The following is a 22,291-nucleotide window of genomic DNA, read 5'->3' as shown; positions in this document are numbered from 1 at the left end:
ACCCGCCCCTGCCCTGTCCCGGCCGGACCGGGGCGGGGCCGGACGGCGGGGTGCCGGGAATGCCGGGCCGTCGTCTCGGCCGGACGGGGACGCCGGCAGGCGGTGGGCCGGGCGAGGACCGGAGGACCGGGCCGGTCAGTGGGTGTGGTCGGCCGCCGGGACCTCCGGATGCGCGAGGAGCCAGGCGACGCGTTCGCGGCCGTCGTCGTCGACGGGCGTGTAGACCACCATCCGGGCCTCGGGCGGCGACGGCAGGGCCATGCTGGTCGAGACGGTGCGGATCAGCCCGACGGCGCAGTGCTGGAATATCTTCATCCGGCTGCCCGGCCGCGCCACGTCGTGGGTGGCCCACATGCGGGCGAACTCGGGGCTGACGGCCGACAGGCGCCGGACGAACCCGGTCCAGGCGGGCTCGCCGAGGTGGCGGCCGAACCCGGCTCGCAGGGTGGCCACCATCTGCGGCAGCTCCTCGTCCTTGTTGACCACGGGGTTGCAGCAGTCATGCGCGGTGAACAGCTGCCAGAGCGCGTTGCGGGTGGCGGGCGGCTGCGTCGCCATGACCGGGAAGAGCCGCTCGTAGGCGGCGTTCCAGGCCAGCAGGTCGTAGCGGCCGTTGTAGACGGCGGCGGGCAGCGGGGTGAGGTGGTCGAGGATGAGCTGCGTCTCGGGCTCCAGCCCCCGGCCGCCGTCGGTGTCGGTCACCGCGGGCACGCCGGCGAGCCGGTAGAGGTGCTCGTGCTCGGCCCGGTCCAGGCGGAGGGTGCGGGAGATCGCGTCGAGCACCTGCACGCTGACGTTGATCGGCCTGCCCTGCTCCAGCCACGTGTACCAGGTCACGCCGACCCCGGCGAGCTGGGCGACCTCCTCCCGGCGCAGCCCGGGGGTGCGCCGGCGCAGGCCGGGCGGCAGGCCGACGTCCGCCGGGGTGATGCGCTCCCGGCGGCTGCGCAGGAAGGCGGCCAGCTCGCTGCGGCGGACGCGCGGCCCCGCCCCGGGGCGGGCGTCGGGGACGGGGCGGGCGTCGGGCTGGGTCACGGTCACCCCTCCATGCTGGCCGAGGGCGGGCCCGCCTGCCAGGTGCTGCCGGTACCAGGATCGGCGGGCTCTCACTCCCCTGACCGGCCCGGCGCCAGGCTCGTGCCATGACCACGATCTCCGCCTCCGCCACTCCCCCGCGGGCTCCGGCCGCGCGGGCGCCCTGGCTGCTGGCCGTCCTGCTGGCCGGGCAGTTCATGGCCATCCTCGACGTCTCCATAGTCAACGTCGCCGCCCCGGTGATCCGCGCGGATCTCGGCGCGTCCGGCTCGGTGCTGCAGATGGTCGTCTCGGGTTACACGGTCGCCTACGCCATGCTGCTGATCAGCGGTGCCCGCCTCGGCGGCCGGTACGGCGGGCGGCGGCTGTTCCTGACGGGCCTGCTGCTGTTCACCGCCGCCTCGCTGGCCTGCGGGCTGGCGCCCTCGGCCGGGTGGCTGGTCGCCTTCCGGCTGCTGCAGGGGGTGGGGGCCGCCCTGATGGTGCCCCAGGTGCTGAGCATGATCCAGACGAACTTCACGGGGGCCGCCCGGGCCCGCGCGCTGAGCCTCTACGCCGCGGTGATCTCGGGGGCCGCGATCGCCGGTCAGGTGCTGGGCGGCGTGCTCGTCTCGGCCGATCTGCTGGGCGGCGGCTGGCGTCCGGTCTTCCTGGTGAACGTGCCGCTCGGGCTCGTCCTGCTCGCCGCCGGCGCGCGGCTGCTGCCCTCCGCCGGCCCGGACGCCCGCGCCGTCCGGCGTTCCCTGGACCTCCCCGGCCTGGTGACACTCTCGGCCGCGGTCGGCCTGCTGGTGGTCCCGCTGGTGCTGGGCCCCGAGCAGGGCTGGCCGCGGTGGGGCTGGGCGGCGATGGCCGGCGGCGCGCTCCTGCTGGTGGTCTTCGCGCTGGTGGAGCGGCGGGCCGCCGCCCCGCTGGTGCCGGCGCGGGTGCTGGGCGCGCCGGGTGTGCTCCCGTCCGCGCTGGCGGTGTTCGGGGTGATGGCGACCTACGGCGGCTTCCTGTTCTCCCTCGCCCTGCACCTGCAGGGCCCTCTCGGCGACGATCCGCTGGAGGCGGGCCTGACGTTCCTGCCCGCCGCGGCGGCGTTCGCCGCGGCCAGTCTCACCTGGCGGCGGGTGCCCGAGCGTCTGCACCGGCGGATGATCGTCGTTTCGTTCGCCGTGGCGGCGCTCGGCTATCTCGGCCTGGCGGGGGCGCTGGGTGGCGGCGGGCACGGGCAGCCGCTGCTGGCGGTGGCGCTGGCGGTGACCGGGCTGGGACTGGCGGGGGCGTTCAGCCCGGTGCTCGCGCTGGCCCTCACCCAGGTCGCGCCCGCCGACGCCGCCGACGCCAGCGGGCTGTTCGTGATGGTGACCCAGCTCGGCCAGGTCATGGGGGTGGCGACGTTCGGCACCTTCTACCTGGCGCAGGGGTCGGCCGCGAGGACCGGGGCGGCCCTGGCCGCCGCCGCCCTGGCGACCGGGGCGTGCGCGCTGCCCCTGCTCCGGGTACGGCCGGCGCGCTGAGGCCGTACCGGAGGCGGCGGGCCCGAGGGCGCCGGCTCCCGGGCGCGTGACCGGCCTGGCGCGCCGACGGGCCGCGCACCGTACGATCCCTGGGCGCGGCCGATCCCTGGGCGCGGCCGGTCCGGCCCCGAGGCCCGGACGGCCTCAGACCGTGCGGCGCCAGACGTCGATGGCCAGGACCTGGCGCATGCCGACCGACAGGTAGAGGTCCAGTGCGGGCGTGCTGTTGTTGGCGTCCACGTGCAGGTAGGTTCCGGCCCGGCCGCGCCGCGCGTCGGCGGCGAATGCCGTGCGGAGCATGAACCGGCCCAGGCCCCGGCCCCGGTAGGCGGGCAGGACGGCGAGCTGGCGGACGTAGCCGCAGTTCTCGTCACCGGCGAACATGTCGGTGCCGAGCAGCATCGCGGCCGGTTCGCCGTCGAGGCGGGCCACCAGCAGCTGCGACCAGTCGGTGCTCGCCGAGGCGTCGAGGTCGGCGAACCACTCGTCGAAGCCCTTCGGGGTGAACCCGAAGTGCTCGGCGAAGCCCGCCTGCTGGACGGCGTGGCCCTGGCGGCGGACCTCTTCCGCGGTGCCGTCGTGCAGGGTCAGCCCGGCGGGCGGCTCGGGCGCGGTGACCGGCCCGGTGTGGTCGGCGAGCATGCGGATGAAGCTGGTGGCGGGGGCGAACCCGCGCGCGGCGGCGACGGCGCGCTTGCCGCTGTCCTCCCGGTAGAGGCCGATGTCCAGCACGGCGTGGTCGTGGCCGAGGCCGGCGGTGATCTGCCGGGCCCGCTCGGTCACGGTGTCCCAGAGCCCGCCGGTGAGGGCCTGGGCGTCGGGGTGGACCACGACGTCGATCTCGACGCCCGCGCTGGCGCCCTTCCGGCAGGCCCAGGCCCAGGCGACGAGGCGGCCGTCGGCGTCGTGCACGAGCCAGCCGTCCCGGTCGCGGTCGAAGGCGGGCTCGTTGAGCTGGTCGGCGACGTCGTCCAGGGTCATGTCCGCCTTGCCGATCACCTGGGTGTCGCACAGGGAGATCAGCTCGTGGATGGCGGGGGCGTCCGCCGTGACGGGCCGCCGGACGCGGTGGCCGGTGGGGAGCGGGACGGGGATGCCGGTGGTGCCGTCGGCGGTGCCGTGCGCAGGGGCACCCGCGGGGATGCCGGTGGGGGTGGCCGTGGGGATATCGGTGGGGGTGTCGGTGGGGGTGTCGGTGGCGCTGTCCATGGCCCCGAGCCTGCCGGGCGCGACTTGGGATCGGCTGGGTCGCGGCTTGCTCCGCGAGCATCGCAGGTCAGGAGAGGTCACATCTCACAGCGTGGCCGAAATACCACGAAAAGCTAATTATTCGTACTAAATATCGGTCACGTAACAGAAGGATCTTTCGGCCTAGCCGGTTAGCGTGCACTTTGCCAGCCTTGCCCGCGTACGACCCGTACACCCTTCCCGTACTTCAAGAGGAGACCAGGGTGGCTGGCAACCTTCCGCTGCTCGAACCGGTCCACAAGGCCGTCGAGCAGCAGGTGCGACGGACCCCTCACCGCACGGCGATCGTCTCTGGAACGCTCCGCACCTCCTACGCCGATCTCGACTCCCAGGCCAACCGGATCGCCCACGAGCTCGTCTCCCGGGGCGTCGGGCGGGGCTCGGCCGTCGGCGTGTGCCTCGGTCGCGACGAGAGGCTGATCGCGGCGCTCCTGGGCGTCTGGAAGACCGGCGCGGCCTACGTGCCGCTGGAGCCGACCTTCCCGGCCGACCGCCTGGAATTCGTCGTCCGGGACGCCGGAGTCTCCTGCACGGTGACCTCCGCGGCCCTGGCCGGGCGGCTCCCGGAGCACGACCTCCTCCTGGTGGACGCGCTCGGCGACGGCCCCTGCGACGACCCGGGCCTGCCGAGCCACCCGGACGACCTGGCCTACGTCATGTACACCTCCGGCTCGACCGGCCTGCCCAAAGGCGTCGCGATCGAGCACCGCAACGTGATGGCGCTGCTGGGCTGGGACGCCGGCCACTTCACCGCCGAGGAGCTGGCCGGATTCCTCGCCTCCACCTCGGTCTGCTTCGACCCGTCCGTCCCCCAGCTCTACCTGCCCCTGCTCACGGGCGGCACGGTGATCATGGCGGAGAACCCCCTGGCGCTGCACGCCCTGCCCGCCCGGGACGAGGTCACGATGATCAGCGCGGCGGCCTCGGCGCTGACCGCGCTGCTGCGCGAGCCGCTGCCCGCGGGCGTGCGCACGGTGCTGTCCAGCGGCGAGCCGGTGAGCCGGGCGCTGGCCGACCGGGTCTTCGCCAACCCCGGCGTGCGGCGCATGGTCAACCTGTACGGGCCGACCGAGTGCACCGTGCACTGCTGCGCCCACGAGATCTCCCGGGACGAGACGGGCGAGCCGCCGATCGGCACGCCGTACGCCTGGTCGGAGCTGTCGGTGCGCGACGCCGACGGCCGGGAGCTCGGCGACGGCGAGCTGGGTGAGCTGTGGGTGGCCGGTCCGCTGGTCGGCCGCGGCTACCTGAACCGGCCCGAGCTGACCGCCGAGCGGTTCGTGACCGGCGACGACGGCGTGCGCCACTACCGCACCGGCGACCTGGTCCGCCGCGAGGGCGGCGTGCACTTCTACGAGGGGCGGATCGACGACCAAGTGAAGGTCGCGGGTTTCCGCGTCGAGCTGGGCGAGGTCCAGGGCAGGCTGGTCCGCCACCCGCTGGTGAACCACGCGGTCGTGCTCGCCCCCGCCGACGAGGAGGGCACCCGGCGGCTGGTCGCCTACGTCGAGCCGGCCGGGCCCGGCCTCGACGACGCGCGCCTGCGGTCCTGGCTGCGCGACTGGCTGCCCGACTACATGGTCCCGTCCAGGATCGTGTTCCTCGACGCCATCCCCGTGGGGCCCACCGGGAAGGCCGACCGTTCCCGCCTGCCCGCGGTGGCGTTCTCCTCCGCCCAGGGCTCCCCCGCCCAGGGCTCCCTCGCCCGGGGCTCCTCCATCCAGAGCGCCCCCGCGCAGGGCGCCCCGGCCGGGGACTCGGAGACGCCGGCCGGAGACACGCCTGGAGGCACGTCCGCAGGCGCGTCCGGGGGCACCGCTCCCCGGGACGAGACGGAGCGCAGACTGGCCGCGATCACCGCCGAGGTGCTCGGCGCCGGGCGGGTCGGCGTCCACGACCACTTCTCCGACCTGGGCGGGCACTCCCTGGCCGCCGCCAGGATCTGCTCCAGGATCGAGCACGACCTCGGGGTCCGCGTCCCCCTGACCGCCTTCCTGGCCCGGCCCACCGTCGCCGAGCTGGCGGAGTACGTGGCGCAGGCCGCCCCCGCCGCCGCCGCGCCGCCGGTCCGCCACGCCGGACGGAGCGAGTATCCGCTGACCGCCACCCAGCGCGGCATGCACCTGATGCGCGAGGTCAGCCAGAACCCCGGCTCCACCGCCATCGCCTTCCGGATAGGGCTGCGCGGTCTGGCCTCGGCGGAGCCGCTGCGGGCCGCGCTGGACGCGCTCGTCCGCCGCCACGAGGCGCTGCGCTCCGTCGTCGTGGACGGCACGGCCTCCCGGGTACGGCCGCCCGCGCCGGTGCCGCTGGCCGAGCACCGGCCGGCCTCCGAGGAGGAGGCCGCCGGGCTGCGGCGCGCCGCGGTCGCCCACGACTTCGACATCTCCCGGGAGACGCCGCTGCTGCGGGCCACCCTGCTCTGGTCCGGGCCGGACAGCGCCGAGCTGGTGCTCCTGACCGACCACACCGCCTTCGACGGCTGGTCGCTGGGGGTCGTCATGCGGGAGCTGCTCGACGGTCTCACCGGCTCCGGCGCGATCTCCGCGCCGGAGCCCGCGCTCCAGATCGGCGACGCGGCGCTGCACGAGCAGGAGGGCGGGGCCGGCGCCGAGGCGCTGCGGGCCTTCTGGGCCGGGGAGCTCGCCGGGGCGGTCCCGCCGTACGAGCTGCTGCCCCGGGCGGAGGCCCGCCCCAGCCGGCAGCACGGCGAGCGCCTGGTGCGCCCGATCGGCGCGGCGACGGCGGCGCGGATCGGCGCTCTCGCGGCCGAGTGCGGCGCCACCCCCTTCGCGGTCTATCTGACCGCGCTCGGCATGCTGGTGGCCGGGCTGACCGACCGGCGCGACGTCCTGCTCGGCGCCGCCGTGGCCGACCGGGCCGGGCCCGGCCTGGAGGACGTGGTCGGCCTGCTCGTCGACGTGCTGCCGGTGCGGCTCCGCCTGGACGACGGGCTGTCGCTGCGCGCCGCCGTACGGCACGCGGGCGAGGCGACCGCCCGGGCGATGGACCACCGCGCGCTGCCCGCGCGGGAGCGGGCCGACGTCTCCGGCGTGGAACGCCCGCCCGGCGCGGTGCTGACGCCCGTCACGCTCTCCCTCCAGCCGGCGGAGGTGCCCGTCTCGCTGGAGCGCGACGGCGTGGGGGTGGACCTGATCGGCGAGCTGGACGCGGGCAGCGCCCAGGCGCCGCTGATCGTCTACGTCAACGACACGGTCACCGGTTCCGAGCTCCAGGTCGAGTACGACCTGGAGTACCTGGACCGGGCCGGGGCCGAGGACCTCACCGACCGGCTGGTCCGTCTGCTGGAGGAGGTGCCGGCCTCCCCCGACCGGCCGCTGGCGGCCTTCGAGGTGGTCGGTCCCGAGGAGCGGGCGGCGCTGCTGGCCGCGGGGACCGGCGTGCCGCTCCCCGGGGACGCGCCGCGGACCGTGGTGGAGGCGGTGCTGGAGCAGGCCGCGCGCCGGCCGGACGCCCCCGCGGTCGCCGACTCCGGCGGCGTGCTCACCTACGGCGAGCTGGCCGATCGGGCGCGGCGGACGGCCGCGGCGCTCGGGCCCGCGGCGGCGGGCGCGTGCGTGGGCGTGTGCCTGCCCCGCGACCGGTATCTGCCGGCGGCGCTACTGGGCGTGCTGCTGGCCGGAGCCGCCTACGTCCCGCTCGACCCCGGCCACCCGCTCCAGCGGCTCCGCCAGCATGTCGACGACTCCGGCGCCAAGCTGGTCGTCGCGGCGGGCGAGGGACTGGAGGTCGCCGACCGGCTGGGCTGCTCCGTCGTCGACCTGTCCGAGGCGGGTGCGGCGCGGACGGCGCGTGACGGGGCGGACGCGGCACGGACCACGCGGGAGACCGGACAGGCCGGTCCCGGCCTGCCGCCGGTGGGCCCCGACGGCCTTGCTTACGTGCTCTACACCTCCGGTTCCACCGGCACGCCCAAGGGCGTCGAGGTCACCCACGCCAACCTCGCCGCGTTCGTCGCCTCGATGCGGATCGCGCCGGGGCTGCGGCCGGACGACGTGATGCTCGGCCTGACGCCGTTCTCGTTCGACGTGTTCGGCTTCGACCTGTGGGTGAGCCTCTGCCACGGCATGCGGCTGGAGCTGCTGGGCCGCGACGACGCGCTCGACGGGCGGGCCGTCGCCCGGCGGGTCGAGGAGGCGGGCGTCACGCTGATGACCGCGACCCCGACCGCGCTGCGCATGCTGGTCGCCTCCGGCTGGCGCGGCGCGCACGTGCGCGTGGTCAGCATCGGCGAGGTGCTCGACGCCGCCCTCGCCGCCGACCTGCTGGAGCGGACCGGCGAGCTGTGGAACGCCTACGGCCCCACCGAGACCACGGTCTACTCCACCATGGCCCGCGTCACCGCCCCGGTCGGCGACCCGATCCCGATCGGCACGCCCCTGGCCGGGGAGCGCGCCTACGTGCTCGACCGGGCGGGCCGCGTGCTGCCCGCCGGGAGGCCCGGGGAGCTGTGGATCGGCGGCGCCGGCGTGGCCCGGGGCTACCGGGGCCGGCCGGAGCTGACCGCCGCGGCCTTCACCGACGACCCGCTGGGCGGCGGGCGCCGCTACCGCACCGGGGACCTGGCCCGCTGGCGGCCGGACGGCACGCTCGACTTCCTCGGCCGCCGGGACCGGCAGGTGAAGGTCCGCGGCCACCGGATCGAGCCCGGCGAGATCGAGGCCGCGCTCCGCGAGCACGTCGCCGACGCGGTCGTGAGCGTGCGCGGCGGCGACCATCTGGTCGGCCACCTCGCCGCGCCGCCGGGGACCGACACCGGCGCGCTGGAGCGGGCCCTGGCCTCCCGGCTCCCCGAGTACATGGTGCCCCGGCGCTGGGTGGTCATGGACGCGCTGCCCCTGACGGCCTCGGGCAAGGTGGACCGCACCGCGCTGCCCGAACCGGCGGGCGACGCCCCGCCGGCGCCGCCGGAGACCGAGGCGGAGCTGCTGGTCGCCGAGGTGTGGGCCGCCGTGCTGGGCCGCTCCGGTCCCGGTCCGGACGGCGGTCCCGGTGATCCCGGCGGCCCCGGCCCGCACCGCGGCTCCGGCGACTCCGGTGGCCCCGGCGGCCCCGGCGCGGACGGCGGCTCCCCCGCCCTCGGCATGCACGACGACTTCTTCGCCCTCGGCGGCCACTCCGCGACGGCCGCCCTCGTCGCGGCCCGGCTGGGCGACGCCCTGGGCCTGCGGGTGCCGGTGCGCCTGCTGTTCGAGGCGCGGACGCTGTCCGACTACGCCGCCCGCATCGAGGAGCTGCTCCTCGCCGACCTGGAGGAGACCCCGTGACGATCAGCGACGAGCGCCGCGGCGCGCTGGCGGCCCGGCTGGCGGCCGCGCGCCGGGCCGCCGCCCAGGCCGTCCCGGCGATCCCCGCCCGCCGGGCGGACGGCGGCCCCGCGCCCCTGTCCCCCGCCCAGGCCCGGCTCTGGTTCCTGTCCCAGCTGGACGACCTGGCCGCCTACAACGTGCCTGCCGCCGTGCGGCTGCGCGGCCCGCTGGACGCCGAGGCGCTGCTGGGCGCCGTGCGCGACCTCGCCGACCGGCACGAGGTGCTGCGCAGCCTGGTCACCGGCGACGGCGCCGTGCCGGTGGAGGCCGGCCGGGTCCCGGTCGCGGTCGAGGACCTCGCCGACCCCGGCCTGCTGGAGGCGCGGCTCCAGGACGAGCTGGCCCGGCCGTTCGCCCTGGAGTCCGAGCCGCCCGCCCGCGCCCTGCTGCTCCGCCTGCCCGGCGGCGACGAGCACGTGCTGGCGCTGACCGTGCACCACATCGCCTTCGACGCCTGGTCGCGGAACCTGGCCCTGGCGGAGCTGGCCGCCCTGTACGCGGCCCGGCTCGGCCTGGCCGAGCCGCCCGCGCCGCCGCAGGTGCAGTACGCCGACTACGCGGCGTGGCTGGCGGGGCGGCCGGAGGGCGACCTCGACTGGTGGACCGAGCGGCTGGCCGGCCTGCCGCCGGTGCTGGACCTGCCGGTGGACCGGGCCCGGCCGTCGGTCGCCGACTGGACGGGGGCGAGCGTCCCGGTCCGGCTGGACCCCGCGCTGACCGCCCGGGTCCGCGCGGCCGCGGCCGAGACCGGCTGCACGCCGTTCATGGTGCTGCTGGCGGTCTGGCAGGAGCTGCTGGGCCGGGTCTCCGGCACCGACGACGTGCCGGTCGGCGTGCCGGAGGCGGGCCGGCTCCACCCCGACACCGCGCGCATGCTCGGCTGCTTCGTCAACACGCTCGTGCTGCGCGGCGACCGGTCCGGCGAGCCGACCGGCCGCGAGCTGCTGGCCCGCACTCGCGGCGCCGTGCTGGACGCGCTCACCCACCGGGACGTGCCGTTCGAGCGGATCGTGGAGCGCCTGCACCCGGAGCGGAACCTCGCCACCACGCCGGTCTTCCAGGTGCTGCTCAACGTCCTGGACGACCCGCCGCAGGCGCTGGACTTCCCCGGCCTGGCCGCGGAGGCCGTGCAGGCCGCGCCGCGCACCGCCAAGTACGACCTGAACCTGGCCTTCGTCAACGACGGCGAGGGCTACGACGGCGAGCTGACCTACCGCACCGACCTGTTCCACGAGGCGACCGCGCGGCGCATGGCCGGCTGGTACCTGAACCTGCTGGAGGGCGTGCTCGCCGATCTGGACGCGCCGGCGGCGGCCGTGCCGCTGGAGCCGGTGACCGGGCCCGTCGCCGCGGGCACGCGGATGCCGATGGACCTGTCGCGGACGCTGCACGAGGTGATCGGCGACCGGATCCGGAGCACGCCGGAGGCGGTGGCCGCGGTGGACGCCGCCGGGTCGCTCACCTACGGCGAGGTGGACCGGCTGGCCGACCGGCTCACCCGCCACCTGGTCGCGGCCGGGGTCCGGCCGGACGAGCCGGTCGGCGTGCTGGCGGGCCGGCACACCGGGCTGGTGCCCGCGCTCCTCGGCGTGCTGCGGGCCGGCGGCGCCTACATGCCGATGGAGCCCGCCTACCCCGACGACCGGCTCGCCTACATGACGGAGACGGCCGGCGCGCGGATCGTGCTGGCCGACCGCGAGCACGCCGGCCGGGTCCCCGGCACGCTGGTCCTGCCCGACCTGCTGGCCGCCGAGCCGGACGGACCGGGCGGGCCGGGCGGGCCGGTGGAGGCCGGCGTCACCCCCGGCCACCTGGTGCACGTGATCTTCACGTCGGGCTCGACCGGTCGGCCCAAGGGCGTCGGGATCGAGCACCGCTCGGCCCTGCACTACCTGCACGGCGTGGCCGAGCTGGTGCCCGACTCCTACGCCTCCTACGGCGTGGTCTCCACGATCGCCTCCGACCTGGTGATGACCTGCCTGTACGGCGCGCTCACCCGGGGCGCCGCGGTGCACTTCGTCGACCAGGAGGCCGCCACCGACCCGGAGGAGTACGCCGCCTACCTCGAGGCCCATCCCGTCGACGTGGTCAAGATGGTGCCGAGCCACCTGGAACTGCTGGCCGCCCACGGCGACCTGGCCCGGATGCTGCCGCGCCGGCTGCTGATCCTGGCCGGCGAGGCGACCTCGTGGGAGCTGGCCGGGCGCATCCGCGCGGCCCGGCCCGACCTGGAGGTGCAGATCCACTGCGGGCCGACGGAGACGATGGTCTCGGTGCTCGGCGGCCGGGTTCCGGACGCCCCGGCGGGGGCGGGCTCGGTCCCGCTGGGCCGGCCGCTGCCCGGCGTCGAGTGCCACGTCGTCGACGCGGCGGGCCGGCCGCTGCCCGCGGGGGTCCCGGGTGACCTGTGGGTGGCGAGCCCCAGCCTGGCCCGCGGCTACCTGGGCCGGCCCGACCTGACCGCCGAGCGGTTCGTGCCCGACCCGGTGACCGGGACGGGCCGCTGCTACCGCACCGGCGACCGGGTCCGGCTGAACTCCGCCGGGCTGGTGGAGTTCCTCGGCCGGGTCGACGACCAGGTCAAGATCCGGGGCTTCCGGGTGGAGCTGGGCGAGGTGAAGGCCGCGCTGCAGGAGCAGCCAGGCGTCCTGGAGGCCGCGGTGCTGCCGGTCGGCGAGGGCCGCTCCCGGCGCCTGGCCGCCTGGGTGGCGCCCGCCTCGGTGGACCTGGCGGCGGTCCGGGCGGGGCTGCGCGAGCGGCTGCCCGACTACATGGTGCCACCCGTGATCGTCGTCCTCGACGAGCTGCCGCTCACCCCGCTGGGCAAGGTCGACCGGGCCCGCCTTCCGGTCCCCGAGGCGGTGCCCGCCGCGGAGCGGGTCGCGCCGGGCACCCCGACCGAGCGGCGGATCGCGGCGGTCTGGGCGGACGTGCTGGGCGTGGAGGACGTCGGCGCCGAGGACGACTTCTTCGCCCTCGGCGGTGACTCCTTCCGCGCCGTGCGGGCGGTCCGGGAGATCGACCCGGCGCTGCGGGTGATCGACCTGTTCACCCGGCCGACGGTCCGCGAGCTGGCCGCCCATCTCGACGGCGGCGCCGCCGCCGGGGCCGCCGCGGGGCTGCTGCACCGGCTGGCCGGTCCGCGCACGGCGAGCCGCACCGTGGTCTGCCTGCCGTACGGCGGGGGCTCTGCCGCCGCCTACCAGCCGCTCGCCGCCGAGCTGTCCCGGCTCTCCCCCGGTACGGCGGTACTGGCCGTGGAGCTGCCCGGGCACGACCCGGCCCGGCCGGACGAGGCGATGCTCACGCTGCCGGAGCTGGCCGGGCGGATCGCGGCCGAGCTGGACGGCGTGTCCGGCCCGGTCGCGCTGTACGGCCACTGCGTCGGCTCGGCCGCCGCGACCGAGGTGGCGCTCCGGCTGGAGGCGGCCGGGAAGCGGGTCGCCGGCGTCTTCGTCGGCGGCAGCTTCCCCGACGCGCGGCTGCCCGGCCGGCTCTCGGCCTGGTGGAACCGGCGCTTCCCCGCCCACCGGTGGGCCTCCGACCGGACGCAGCGCGACTTCCTGCGCATGCTGGGCGCGCTGGACGAGGACTTCGGCGACACCGAGGTCATGCTGCGCGGCCTGCGGCACGACGTGGAGCAGGCGCAGGCGTGGTTCAGCCACCGCCTGGAGGCCGGGTCCGGCGCGGGCAGGCTGAACGCGCCGCTGCTGTGCGTGATCGGCGAGCGGGACCGGGCGACCGAGCTGTACCAGGAGCGCTACCGGGAGTGGGGGGCGTTCGCCGGCCGGGTGGCGCTGGCCACGATCCCGAAGGCGGGCCACTACTTCCTCAAGCACCAGGCCGCCGACCTGGCCCGGCTGATCGACGGCCACCTGGAGCGCTGGTCCGGCGGCGACCTGCCCGAGCCGGCCGGGGAGGCCGAGGTCGCCGGGAGCGGCGCCCGCCGGGACCTGCGCCGCTTCTACACCGTCGCGGCCGGGCAGACGCTCTCGCTGCTGGGCGCGGCGCTGACCTCGTTCGCACTGGGCGTGTGGGCCTACCAGGAGAGCGGCCGGGTACTGGACTACTCCCTGGTCACCATGCTCGCCCTGCTGCCGTCGCTGCTGGCGGCGCCACTGGGCGGCGCGCTCGCCGACCGGGTGGACCGGCGGACGATCATGCTGGTCTGCGACGGGGTGTCCGCCGCGGCCACGGCCGCGCTGGTGCTGCTGCTCTGGCTGGGGCGGCTGGAGGTGTGGCAGGTCGGGATCGTCTCGGGAGTGCTCTCGCTGGTGACGGCCTTCCACCGGCCCGCCTACCTGGCGGCGGTGGCGCAGCTGGTGCCCAAGCCGTACCTCATGCAGGCCAACGCGCTGGCGAACCTCGGCACCGGCCTGGGCATGCTCATCGGCCCGCTGGGCGGGGCGGCGCTCATCACCGCGGTCGGGGTGCACGGCGTGGTCGCGGTGAACGTGGTCACGTTCCTGGCCGGGCTCGGCACGCTGCTGCTGGTCCGCTTCCCCGACCGGCTCTTCCACCGCCTGGAGGAGTCCTTCGTCCAGGCGATGGCCGGCGGCTGGCGCTTCCTCGTCCGGCGCCGCCCGCTGATGCTCATGATCGGGTTCTTCGTCGTGGAGAACTACCTGGGCATGCTCGCCGTGGCCGTCACGGTGCCCGCGGTGCTGTCGTTCAGCGACGCCGCGGGCGTGGGCACGGTGGCCGCGATGGAGGGCGTGGGCGCGGTGCTCGGCTCCCTGGTCATGGTGTTCTGGGGCGGGACCGAGCGGCGCGCGATCGGCATGGTCGGCTTCGTGGTCGGCTTCGGGGCGGGCATCCTGCTGATCGGCCTGTGGCCCTCGCTGCTGACGGCCGCCGTGGGCTCGCTGGTGGCGTGGGCGTTCCTGACCGTGCTGAACGCGCACTGGCTCGCGCTCATCCAGCTCAAGGTCGGGCTGGAGCTGCAGGGCCGGGTGCTGGCCACCAACCAGATGATGGCGGTGTCGATGACGCCGCTGGCGTTCCTGACCGCGCCGGTCCTGGCCGACGACGTCTTCGGGCCGCTGCTGATGCCGGGCGGCGCCCTCGCGGACACGGTCGTCGGCGACGTCGTCGGCGTGGGACCGGGGCGCGGCATCGGGCTGCTGCTGGCGCTCTGCGGCGCGCTGCTGATGCTCTGGGGCGCGCTGGGCCTGTGGTACCGGCCGCTGCGGCGGATGGAGGACGCGCTGCCCGACGCGGTGGCGGGCGCCGTGATCGCGGACGACCTGGACTCGGTCCAGGCCGAGGCCGACGCGGCCCTCGCCGGGGGACCCCGCCCGTGAGCGCGCCCGGCCGGGCCGGCCGGGCACCGCTCCCGCGGAGCGGGGCGGCGGACCGCCGCACGGATCACGCTCCGCGGAGCATGACGTGCCACCGCATAGATCACGCTCCGCGGGGCATGACGTGCCGCTGACACGCGCAGCCGCACATCTCACCAGGGGGAAGAACATGCTCGACGGCAAGACGATCGCGTTCCTCGTCGCTCCCGAGGGCACCGAGCAGGTGGAGCTCACCGAGCCGTGGCAGGCCGTACGGCAGGCGGGCGGCACCCCCCGGCTGGTCTCCACCCGGGGAGGGGAGATCCAGGCGTTCGACCATCTGGACCGGGCCGGCACCTTCCCGGTGGACGCCACGGTCGACGAGGTGTCCGCGGACGGCTTCGACGGGCTGGTCCTGCCCGGGGGCGTCGCCAACCCCGACTTCCTGCGGACCGTGCCCGGCGCCGTGCGGTTCGTCAGGGCGTTCTTCGACGCGGGCAAGCCCGTCGCCGCGATCTGCCACGCGCCCTGGACCCTCATCGAGGCCGACGTGGTGGGCGGCCGGGCGGTCACCTCGTGGCCGAGCCTCCAGACCGACCTGCGCAACGCCGGGGCGACCTGGACGGACCGCGAGGTCGTGGTCTGCTCCGGCGGCCCCAACGTCCTGGTCACCAGCCGCAGGCCCGACGACCTCAAGGCCTTCTGCGAGGCCGCCGTGGACGCCTTCTCCGCGTGAGCACGCGGGCCGATTAGCCCGCGTCCCCAGGGGCAGAGGGTGTGCAGGGTAATCGGGGAAGGAGGGGGCCGTGGAAGCCACCATCGCGTTGCGTCTGCCGCGCGACGCCGCGAGCGTTCCGGTCATCAGGCAGATGCTGGACTCGTCGCTGAACGCCCTGGGTGTGAAGGCGCAGATCCGCGACGACATCCAGCTCATGCTCTCCGAGGCGTGCTCCAACGTGATCAGGCACGCCACGGAGAGCGACGACTACCTGGTCCGCACCGAGCTCTCCCGCGGCCGCTGCCTGATCAAGGTCGTGGACGCCGGGAGCGGTTTCGAGTTCTCCGGCTCGCGCCAGGCCTCCCCGACCGCCGAGTCCGGCCGCGGCCTGCAGATCATGCGGGCGCTGGCCGACGACATCCACTTCGTCCGGCGGCAGGAGAAGGGCACGATCGTCTGCCTGGAGAAGACGCTCCACTTCGACGACGACGCCCCCGGCGCGTCACTGATCCTCGGCGATGAGCACCAGCTCCGATAGGGCGGCGCGGAGATGCTCGGTGATCGTCCACACGTCGGGGACCATCTCCCGGCAGGAGACCACGCCGACGTCCAGTGAGCCGTCGTAGGAGAAGACCGTGATGTTCAGGCCGCCGCTCATGTCGGTGATCACCGAGACGGGGTGGTAGGCCAGCAGCCGGGCCCCGCAGACGTACAGCGGGAACTGCGGGCCCGGGACGTTGGAGACCAGCAGGTTGATCGGCCCGGCGGCTCCGGCGAAGAAGTCGAACGCCGCCCGGGCGGCCAGCCCGGTCAGGGCCGAGGGCATCATGTCGCTGATCTGCTGGAGCCAGGGCGCCGGGGCGAGCGCCGAGCGGCTCTTGATCCTCCCCATCGCGTCCCGTACGGCCATCAGCCGCTCCACCGGGTCGGCGATCTGCGTGGCCAACTGCGTGATCATGAGGGTGACCTGGTTGCCGGTGCTCTGGTTTCCCGCGGCGCGCAGGGAGAACGGCACCCCGGCGACGAGCGGCCGGTCGGGCAGCGCGTCGTGCTTGAGCAGCCACTGGCGCAGCGCTCCCGCGCACAGGGTCATCACCACGTCGTTCACCGTGACGCCGAAGGCGTTCTTGACCCGCTTGACGTCCTCCAGCGGCAGCGAGACGAAGGCGAACCTGCGGTGGGCGCTGATCCGGCCGCTGAACGGGGTGCGGGGAGGCACCATCCGGGGCAGCGCGGGCCCGGGGTCCTGCCTGGTCAGCCTGCTCTCCAGGCCGCGCGTGACCTTGGAGACCAGGCCCGCGCCGGGAAGCTGCGAGACGATGGGGATCTCGTCCAGGTGCGGGACCGCGTCGGCGAGGAACCGGACGGCGTTCGCCGGGTTGGCGACGGTCTTCGCCACCCCCTTGGCGAGCATCTCCGCCGTGCTGATCCGCTCCGGCCGCCGGTCGGGGACGGGCGGCGGCGGGGATGCCTGCTCGGGTGAGATGTCGAGCAGCGCGGCGAGCACGTCGGCGCCGGTGACGCCGTCGACGGCGGCGTGGTGGACCTTGGTGTAGAGGGCCATCCGGTCGCCGGCCAGGCCGTGGATGAGGTACATCTCCCAGAGCGGGCGGCGCCGGTCCAGACGGCGGGCGTGCAGCCGCGCCACCTGCTCGCCCAGCTGCTCGTCACTGCCCGGCGGGGCCAGGGCGAGCTCGCGCACGTGGTAGTCCAGATCGACCCTGGGCTCCTCGACCCAGTACGGATGGTCCAGGCCGAACGGGACGAACGCCAGCCGTTCGCGCAGCGGCGCGGCCAGGTGGATCCGGCCGGACAGCAGGGAGAGCAGGTCGCCCCGGGTCAGCATGCCGTCCAGGATCGCCAGGCCGGCGATGTTCGCGACGGTCGTGTCGGTCTCGAAGTTCAGAAACTGCGTGTCGACCGCGCTGAGCTGCCGCATCGCCTACCTCCCGAAGGTCCGTGTCCCATCCTGCTCCCTGCCGGTTGCCAAGGCCAGCACCCCGAGCACGACAAGGGCGACGACGGAGATGACGAGCACCGCCAGCCCGGCGAGCCCGAGCACGATCACGACCGCCATGATGTCGCTGATCAACTGCCACACGGCGGGAACTGTGCCCGGCTGATCCACCGATATACCGGTTTCCACCGGGGCGAGACGGGGTTCTCACCTCCGGGTGCCATCGGACCGCGTCATGCCCTCTCAGGCGGGTAGGAGCGCGGCGGGCACCGGGACCTGGTGCGACCGGGTGCGCCGCTGCGGAGAAGCCGGCTCGTACCACGCGTCGCCGCCGTCCGGCTGCACCTCCACCCGGAATCGGCCGGCCGCCACGGAGGAGGCCACGGTGAGCGAACCGGTGAGGAGATCGGCCTCCTTCGTCAGGATCCCCTCGGGCTCGGCCACCAGTTTCGTGATCTGCCGGGCCGGGCCGGCCGCGCCGGCGGCGGGATCGGTCATGGCGGCCCCCACGTGACGGTGAGGGCCCGCGGGCATGCCCCGCGGGCCCGGCCGGGAAGCGACCGCCTTGGTCGCCGCGTCCGTGTCACGTCCCCGCCTACCCCGGGACCTGACCGGCACACCGGCGGCCGGTGCGGGTGGAGAGGCCGCTACTCCCCGGTGAGGCCGTCCACCGACTCCCGGAGGAGGTCGGCGTGGCCGTTGTGCCGCGCGTACTCCTCGATCATGTGGACCAGGATCCACCGCAGGCCGGGCGCCCGGCCGTCGGGCCAGGTGTGCCGGGAACGGCGCTCCAGGCCGCCGTCGGCCAGCGCCTCCTCGGTCAGGGCGCGGGAGCGGGCCACGGCGTCCCGCCAGAACCCGCGCAGCCACTCGGGCGGGTCCTCGGCGGCCGTGCGCCACTCCCAGTCGGGGTCGTTCTTCCAGTCCACCGTGTCCCACGGGGCCCGCCAGTCCAGCCCGTGCAGCGACCGGGAGAACCAGTGCTCCTCGACGTAGGCCATGTGCTTGAGCAGCCCGCCCAGCGTCATCGACGACGCCCCCACGGTCGCCCTCATGCCGGCGGCGTCCACCCCCGCGCACTTCCACTCCAGGGTCGCGCGCTGGTAGTCCAGGAAACCCAGGAGGGTGGCGGCCTCACCGGCCGCGAGGGGAGGCTCCGGACGACCCTGCTCGTCCAATTCGATCATGCATGGGAGTCTAGGTCCGGTCCGGCCGCCGGACCAGACCTCAGCGGCCCGGGCGCTGCAAGCCCGGGGTAACCCGCGTGCAAGCCGCAGGTTCTAGCTTTCCGGCATGTCCATACGACGACTTGTCCTCGGTGGCGCGGCGGCCACGGCGAGCGCCGCGCTGATGCTCCCGTCCGCCCCGGCCTCCGCCCAGGCGGGCACTCCGGTCCGTGCTCATGCCTCCGCCGTCCAGGAGGCGCCGGGCAAGGTCGCCAAGAAGCTGTTCGCCGCGTGGGGCGCCAGGGACCGCCGCGCCGCCGCGCGGGTGGCGACGCCGTCCGCGGTGAGGAGCATCTTCTCCTACCCCTACCGCACCCCGGACGAGTTCGCCGGATGCTCCGGCAACGTCTGCCGGTTCGTGCACACCAGCGTGAACGTGCCGGGCGGGCTCGACGGCTTCCTGATGGTCGTGTCCGGATCGAAGGTGACGAAGGTCTACCGCTCGCGTCACCTCACCACCCCGTCCGCCGCCGCCCGGCATCTGTTCACCGCCATGAGGCGGAACGACCGTCACCTCGCCCTGGAGATCGCCGGCACGTCCGTCGTGAACAGGCTGTTCCGGGTGAAGTACGACAAGCGCGTGGTCTACCACGACCAGGGCTGCTCGCCGGAGCCCAAGGGGTACGCCTGCGCCTACTCCTACGAGGGCGGCGCCCTGTTCATGCACGTCCACGGCTCGAAGACCACCGGTTACGAGGTCCGGTCGGTCAGCTACGTCGCGGACTGATCCGCGGCCGGACCGGCGGGGTCCCCGCCCGCCCGGCGGGGCCGCCGGGCGCGGGTGTGACCGGAGAGGCGGGAGCGGTCCGTGCCGGGGGTTTCCCGCCGGTCCCCGGCCAGCGTCTTTACGTTGTAGATCCAAACGGTGCGCCGGGGAACCGGCCGGCCATCCCCGGCCGGTCCTCCCCGGCCGGTCCTCCCCGGCCGGTCCTACAGCTCGTCGCGGATCCGGGCGAGGATCGCCGGGGTCTCCGAGGCGGGTTCGGCCGCCAGGCACAGGCGCTCCATCACCTCCAGGTAGCGCTCGACCTCCTCGCGCTTCTCCAGATAGACGGCGCTGGTGAGCTGCTCCAGGTAGACGATGTCGGGCAGGTCGGGCTGAGCGAAGCGCAGGACGCTGAAGGGCCCGCCGGCCGCGGCGTGGCCGCCGATGCTGAACGGCGCTATCTGCACGGTCACGTTGGGCAGCTCGACCGCCGCCAGGATGCGGTCGAGCTGACCGCGCATCACCTCGGCTCCGCCCAGCGGGCGGCGTAGCACCGCCTCGTCCAGCACCGCCCACAGGCGGACGGGGTCGGGACCGCGCAGCAGCCGCTGGCGCGCCATGCGCAGCCGCACCCGCTTCGCCACCTCCCGTTCGGGGGCGTCCGGGAAGCCGAGGCGGACGACGGCCCGCGCGTAGTCCTCGGTCTGCAGCAGTCCCGGGACGAACTGGACCTCGTAGTTGCGGATGAGGGAGGCGGACTCCTCCAGCCCGACGTAGGTCTCGAACCAGTGCGGCAGGACGTCGCCGTAGTTGTGCCACCAGCCGGGCTGATTGGCCTGCTCGACGAGGCCCAGCAGCGGGGCGCGCTCCTCGGCGTCCGTCACGCCGTACAGCGTGAGCAGGTCGGCCACGTCGTCCCGGCGGAAGCCCACCCTGCCGAGTTCCAGGCGGCTGATCTTCGAGTGGGAGGCGCGGATCGCGCGGCCGGCCTGCTCCATGGTGATGTCGCGGGCCTCGCGCAGGCGGCGCAGCTGCGCGCCGAGCACGATCCTGAGCACCGTCGAGCTCCCTCTGGACCGATCCAGGGGAACGGGGTCGGCGGGCTCCTGGCGGGCGGTGGCTCTGGTCATCGGCAGTCCTTCGTGCCCGGAATGCTGATCCGCGGCCGCCGACGGCGGCCTGCGCGGCCCTCACGGTACTCCCGCACGACCCTCCCGGCCAGAGAGAACTTCATTCTTCAACCATCTCAATCGATCAGGTCGTCGAACTCCCCGTCCTTCACTCCCCGGACGAAGGCCTCGACCTCTCCGCGCGTGTAGACCAGGGCCGGCCCCTCGGGGTCGCGGGAGTTCCGTACGGCCACCGCGCCGCCGGGCAGCCGGGCCAGCTCGACGCAGTTCCCGCTGGGATTACTGAAGCGGCTCTTGCGCCAATCCGCCTCCGCCAGCAGGCCCGCGGCCATGCCGTTACGCAGCTGATCCATCCTCGCCTCTCATCGCCTCAGGCAGGGGAACATTTGGATCAGCATAGACGTGTGCATATGCACATGCATCCGTACTTGCGTTTGCACATCACCAGATGCAAGATGAATCATGAGACACCCTGTTATGCGATCGCCGCCTCTCCCCCAAGGTCGCTGATGACTGGTTATCCACGGCACGACGTCGCTTCCGTCCGGGCAGAGATCGGCGGTTGGGAGCACTGGCTGTCGATGCTCGATCATCTGCTCCCCCCGAGCGGACTACCGCCCTGGTCCGGCGGGCACAGCCATCTCGACGAGCTCCAGATGGCGGTGCGGAGCCTGCGCGACGGCTCCTGCGCCGTGCGGACCGCCCGGGACTTCGCCACCGCCTCCCTGCGCGCCTGGGGTCTCCCCTTTCTGGTCGACGACGTCGCGCTCACGGTCTCCGAGCTGGTGACCAACGCCCTGCGCCACGGGGTCCGGAGCACCGGCCACTCCTCCGGCCGGCACGTGCGGCTCGTGCTGTGCGGCACGGAGCACTCGGTGCTGTGCGCGGTCACCGACCCGTGCGAGCAGGCGCCCTGCCTGCGGGACTTCGACGACGAGGCGGAGAGCGGGCGGGGGCTGCAGATCGTCCGGGGAGTCAGCCACATGTGGGGGTGGTCCCCCCTGGAGAGGGGCGGCAAGGCCGTGTGGGCGGCGTTCGTCCTGCCCGAGACGTACGGCGGGCGGCCTGCCCCCTGCCCCTGAGACGGGTCCGCCCGCGCCCGGCCGGGGCATGCGCCCGGGGGCCGGGCCTTGCGAGCCGCCCCGGGCCGCACCGCACGCCGGCCCCGTCTCCCGGGCCGCACCGCACGCCTGCCCCGTCTCCCGGGCCGCACCCGGAGCGCGCCCCGGTCGCGCCGGGACCGGCGCTCACCCGATCTCGACTCGGCGGACGCGGCGCTCACCCGATCTTGACGGTGATCTCCCCGCCGAGGCGGAAGCCCTCGCACAGCTCCAGGTCGTCGCCGCTCCAGAACCGGCCCGGGTCGTACCAGTTGGGACGCCGCCCGCCGGGCAGCAGTCCCATCTCCTCGTAGGTGACGGCCACGACCTCCGCGCAGTAGGCGCTCTCCAACCGGCTCTCCTCGCCGCCCCGCTTCAGGAGCCTGGGCAGCCGCCCGCGCGCCCACCGGCCGGCGAGCCGGGCCGTCGAGGGGAACGGAGTGCCGTCCAAGCGGGCGACGGTGCGCAGGACGGCGTCCTCCATGGCCGCGGTGACCTCCGGCTGGAGCTGGCGCAGCCAGGCCCGCTGGCCGTACCGGGTGGCCCAGACCTGCACGGCGTCGCGCAGGTCGTGCAGCTGCACGCCGCGCTGGTTGGTGCCCGACCACATGTCCGGCAGCGACCGGCCGAGTTCGGCGTGCCACATGAGCGGGGGCATGTCCTCGATGACCACGGACATGCCGACATGGTTGACCGGGCTGTTGGTCACGGTCTGGATGGCGCGGTCCGGCACCGAACGCCCGCGGAACAACCACACGTCGCCGGTCCGGGTCAGGTCGACCGCCTCGTCGAGGCTGATGCTCGTAACGGACATTCCCCTACCCTAAAGACATGCGCTGGTGGAAGGTACTCGGTCTGGCGGGAATCGCGGGCGTCGCGGCGACCGGAGTGGTGGTCGCCCGGGCGGAACGGCGGCGCCGCTCCTACACTCCCGACGAGATCCGCGAGCGGCTCCGCACCCGCCTGTCGGAGGCGGCGGAGTCGGCGGAGTCGGCGGAGTCGGCGGAGTCGGCGGAGGAACCGCCCGGGGGCCCGGCGGCGGAGCAGGCCCCGTGAC

At 75.0% G+C, this 22,291-nt stretch carries 17 protein-coding genes; 8 read left to right on the top strand and 9 right to left on the bottom strand.

Annotated features, from left to right (window positions below; genetic code table 11):
* Window positions 1–135: 135 nt before the first annotated feature.
* Window positions 136–1,041 carry a helix-turn-helix transcriptional regulator gene (locus ACFOWE_RS25780; RefSeq protein ID WP_377292179.1) on the bottom strand — a complete coding sequence of 302 codons (906 nt, stop codon included), beginning with the start codon at window positions 1,039–1,041 and terminating at the stop codon, window positions 136–138.
* 101 nt (window positions 1,042–1,142) lie between these two features.
* On the opposite strand from ACFOWE_RS25780, the gene ACFOWE_RS25775 reads away from it, so the two are divergent.
* Window positions 1,143–2,540 (top strand): MFS transporter, encoded by a 1,398-nt coding sequence (locus ACFOWE_RS25775; RefSeq protein ID WP_377292177.1) that lies wholly within the window; start codon window positions 1,143–1,145, stop codon window positions 2,538–2,540.
* A 144-nt stretch (window positions 2,541–2,684) separates the two neighbouring features.
* Here ACFOWE_RS25775 and ACFOWE_RS25770 read toward each other — a convergent pair whose 3' ends face one another.
* Window positions 2,685–3,749: a GNAT family N-acetyltransferase gene (locus tag ACFOWE_RS25770; RefSeq protein ID WP_377292175.1), complete on the bottom strand. Its 1,065-nt coding sequence runs from the start codon at window positions 3,747–3,749 to the stop codon at window positions 2,685–2,687.
* Between the two features lie 242 nt (window positions 3,750–3,991).
* On the opposite strand from ACFOWE_RS25770, the gene ACFOWE_RS25765 reads away from it, so the two are divergent.
* From ACFOWE_RS25765 to ACFOWE_RS25750, 4 genes are all read left to right on the top strand, one after another.
* Window positions 3,992–9,076, top strand: coding sequence for an amino acid adenylation domain-containing protein (locus ACFOWE_RS25765; RefSeq protein ID WP_377292173.1), 5,085 nt, complete (start codon window positions 3,992–3,994; stop codon window positions 9,074–9,076).
* Entirely contained in the window at window positions 9,073–14,421 is a 5,349-nt protein-coding gene (locus tag ACFOWE_RS25760; protein WP_377292171.1) for a non-ribosomal peptide synthetase/MFS transporter, read from the top strand. The genes ACFOWE_RS25765 and ACFOWE_RS25760 overlap by 4 nt, the downstream gene beginning before the upstream one ends.
* A 166-nt stretch (window positions 14,422–14,587) precedes the next feature.
* A complete protein-coding gene (locus ACFOWE_RS25755; protein ID WP_377292169.1) occupies window positions 14,588–15,133 on the top strand; it encodes a type 1 glutamine amidotransferase domain-containing protein in 546 nt (181 codons plus the stop codon).
* A gap of 70 nt (window positions 15,134–15,203) precedes the next feature.
* On the top strand, window positions 15,204–15,653 hold the full coding sequence (locus tag ACFOWE_RS25750) for an ATP-binding protein (protein ID WP_377292167.1): 450 nt from the start codon (window positions 15,204–15,206) through the stop codon (window positions 15,651–15,653).
* On the opposite strand, the gene ACFOWE_RS25745 is transcribed toward ACFOWE_RS25750, so the two are convergent.
* The 4 genes from ACFOWE_RS25745 to ACFOWE_RS25730 form a co-directional block, all read right to left on the bottom strand.
* Complete coding sequence (locus ACFOWE_RS25745) at window positions 15,618–17,054, bottom strand: WS/DGAT/MGAT family O-acyltransferase (protein WP_377292165.1); 1,437 nt, start codon at window positions 17,052–17,054, stop codon at window positions 15,618–15,620. The genes ACFOWE_RS25750 and ACFOWE_RS25745 overlap by 36 nt on opposite strands.
* Window positions 17,055–17,057: 3 nt before the next feature.
* Window positions 17,058–17,216 carry a hypothetical protein gene (locus tag ACFOWE_RS25740; protein ID WP_377292163.1) on the bottom strand — a complete coding sequence of 53 codons (159 nt, stop codon included), beginning with the start codon at window positions 17,214–17,216 and terminating at the stop codon, window positions 17,058–17,060.
* Window positions 17,217–17,315: 99 nt separating this feature from the next.
* The gene (locus ACFOWE_RS25735; RefSeq protein WP_377292161.1) at window positions 17,316–17,570 is read right to left on the bottom strand and encodes a hypothetical protein; all 255 of its coding nucleotides are present in this window, start codon (window positions 17,568–17,570) and stop codon (window positions 17,316–17,318) included.
* 149 nt (window positions 17,571–17,719) lie between these two features.
* Window positions 17,720–18,259 (bottom strand): DinB family protein, encoded by a 540-nt coding sequence (locus ACFOWE_RS25730; RefSeq protein ID WP_377292159.1) that lies wholly within the window; start codon window positions 18,257–18,259, stop codon window positions 17,720–17,722.
* 106 nt (window positions 18,260–18,365) lie between these two features.
* Here ACFOWE_RS25730 and ACFOWE_RS25725 point away from each other — a divergent pair, with 106 nt between their 5' ends.
* A complete protein-coding gene (locus ACFOWE_RS25725; RefSeq protein WP_377292157.1) occupies window positions 18,366–19,025 on the top strand; it encodes a hypothetical protein in 660 nt (219 codons plus the stop codon).
* Window positions 19,026–19,228: 203 nt separating this feature from the next.
* On the opposite strand, the gene ACFOWE_RS25720 is transcribed toward ACFOWE_RS25725, so the two are convergent.
* On the bottom strand, window positions 19,229–20,134 hold the full coding sequence (locus tag ACFOWE_RS25720; protein ID WP_377292155.1) for a helix-turn-helix domain-containing protein: 906 nt from the start codon (window positions 20,132–20,134) through the stop codon (window positions 19,229–19,231).
* 116 nt (window positions 20,135–20,250) lie between these two features.
* A complete protein-coding gene (locus tag ACFOWE_RS25715) occupies window positions 20,251–20,487 on the bottom strand; it encodes a DUF397 domain-containing protein (RefSeq protein WP_377292153.1) in 237 nt (78 codons plus the stop codon).
* Window positions 20,488–20,643: 156 nt separating this feature from the next.
* Here ACFOWE_RS25715 and ACFOWE_RS25710 point away from each other — a divergent pair, with 156 nt between their 5' ends.
* Window positions 20,644–21,216 (top strand): ATP-binding protein, encoded by a 573-nt coding sequence (locus tag ACFOWE_RS25710; protein ID WP_377292151.1) that lies wholly within the window; start codon window positions 20,644–20,646, stop codon window positions 21,214–21,216.
* 196 nt (window positions 21,217–21,412) lie between these two features.
* Here the strand turns inward: ACFOWE_RS25710 and ACFOWE_RS25705 are convergent, their stop codons facing one another.
* Complete coding sequence (locus ACFOWE_RS25705; protein WP_377292149.1) at window positions 21,413–22,048, bottom strand: hypothetical protein; 636 nt, start codon at window positions 22,046–22,048, stop codon at window positions 21,413–21,415.
* A gap of 17 nt (window positions 22,049–22,065) precedes the next feature.
* Between ACFOWE_RS25705 and ACFOWE_RS25700 the strand changes: the two genes are divergently transcribed.
* Window positions 22,066–22,290: a hypothetical protein gene (locus ACFOWE_RS25700; RefSeq protein ID WP_377292147.1), complete on the top strand. Its 225-nt coding sequence runs from the start codon at window positions 22,066–22,068 to the stop codon at window positions 22,288–22,290.
* Window position 22,291: the final 1 nt, after the last annotated feature.

It is taken from the genome of Planomonospora corallina (genome assembly GCF_042650625.1).
Classification (GTDB): Bacteria; Actinomycetota; Actinomycetes; order Streptosporangiales; family Streptosporangiaceae; genus Planomonospora_B; species Planomonospora_B corallina.
Note: the sequence above shows the minus strand (reverse complement) of the source record. Positions and strands in the feature narration are given on the sequence as shown.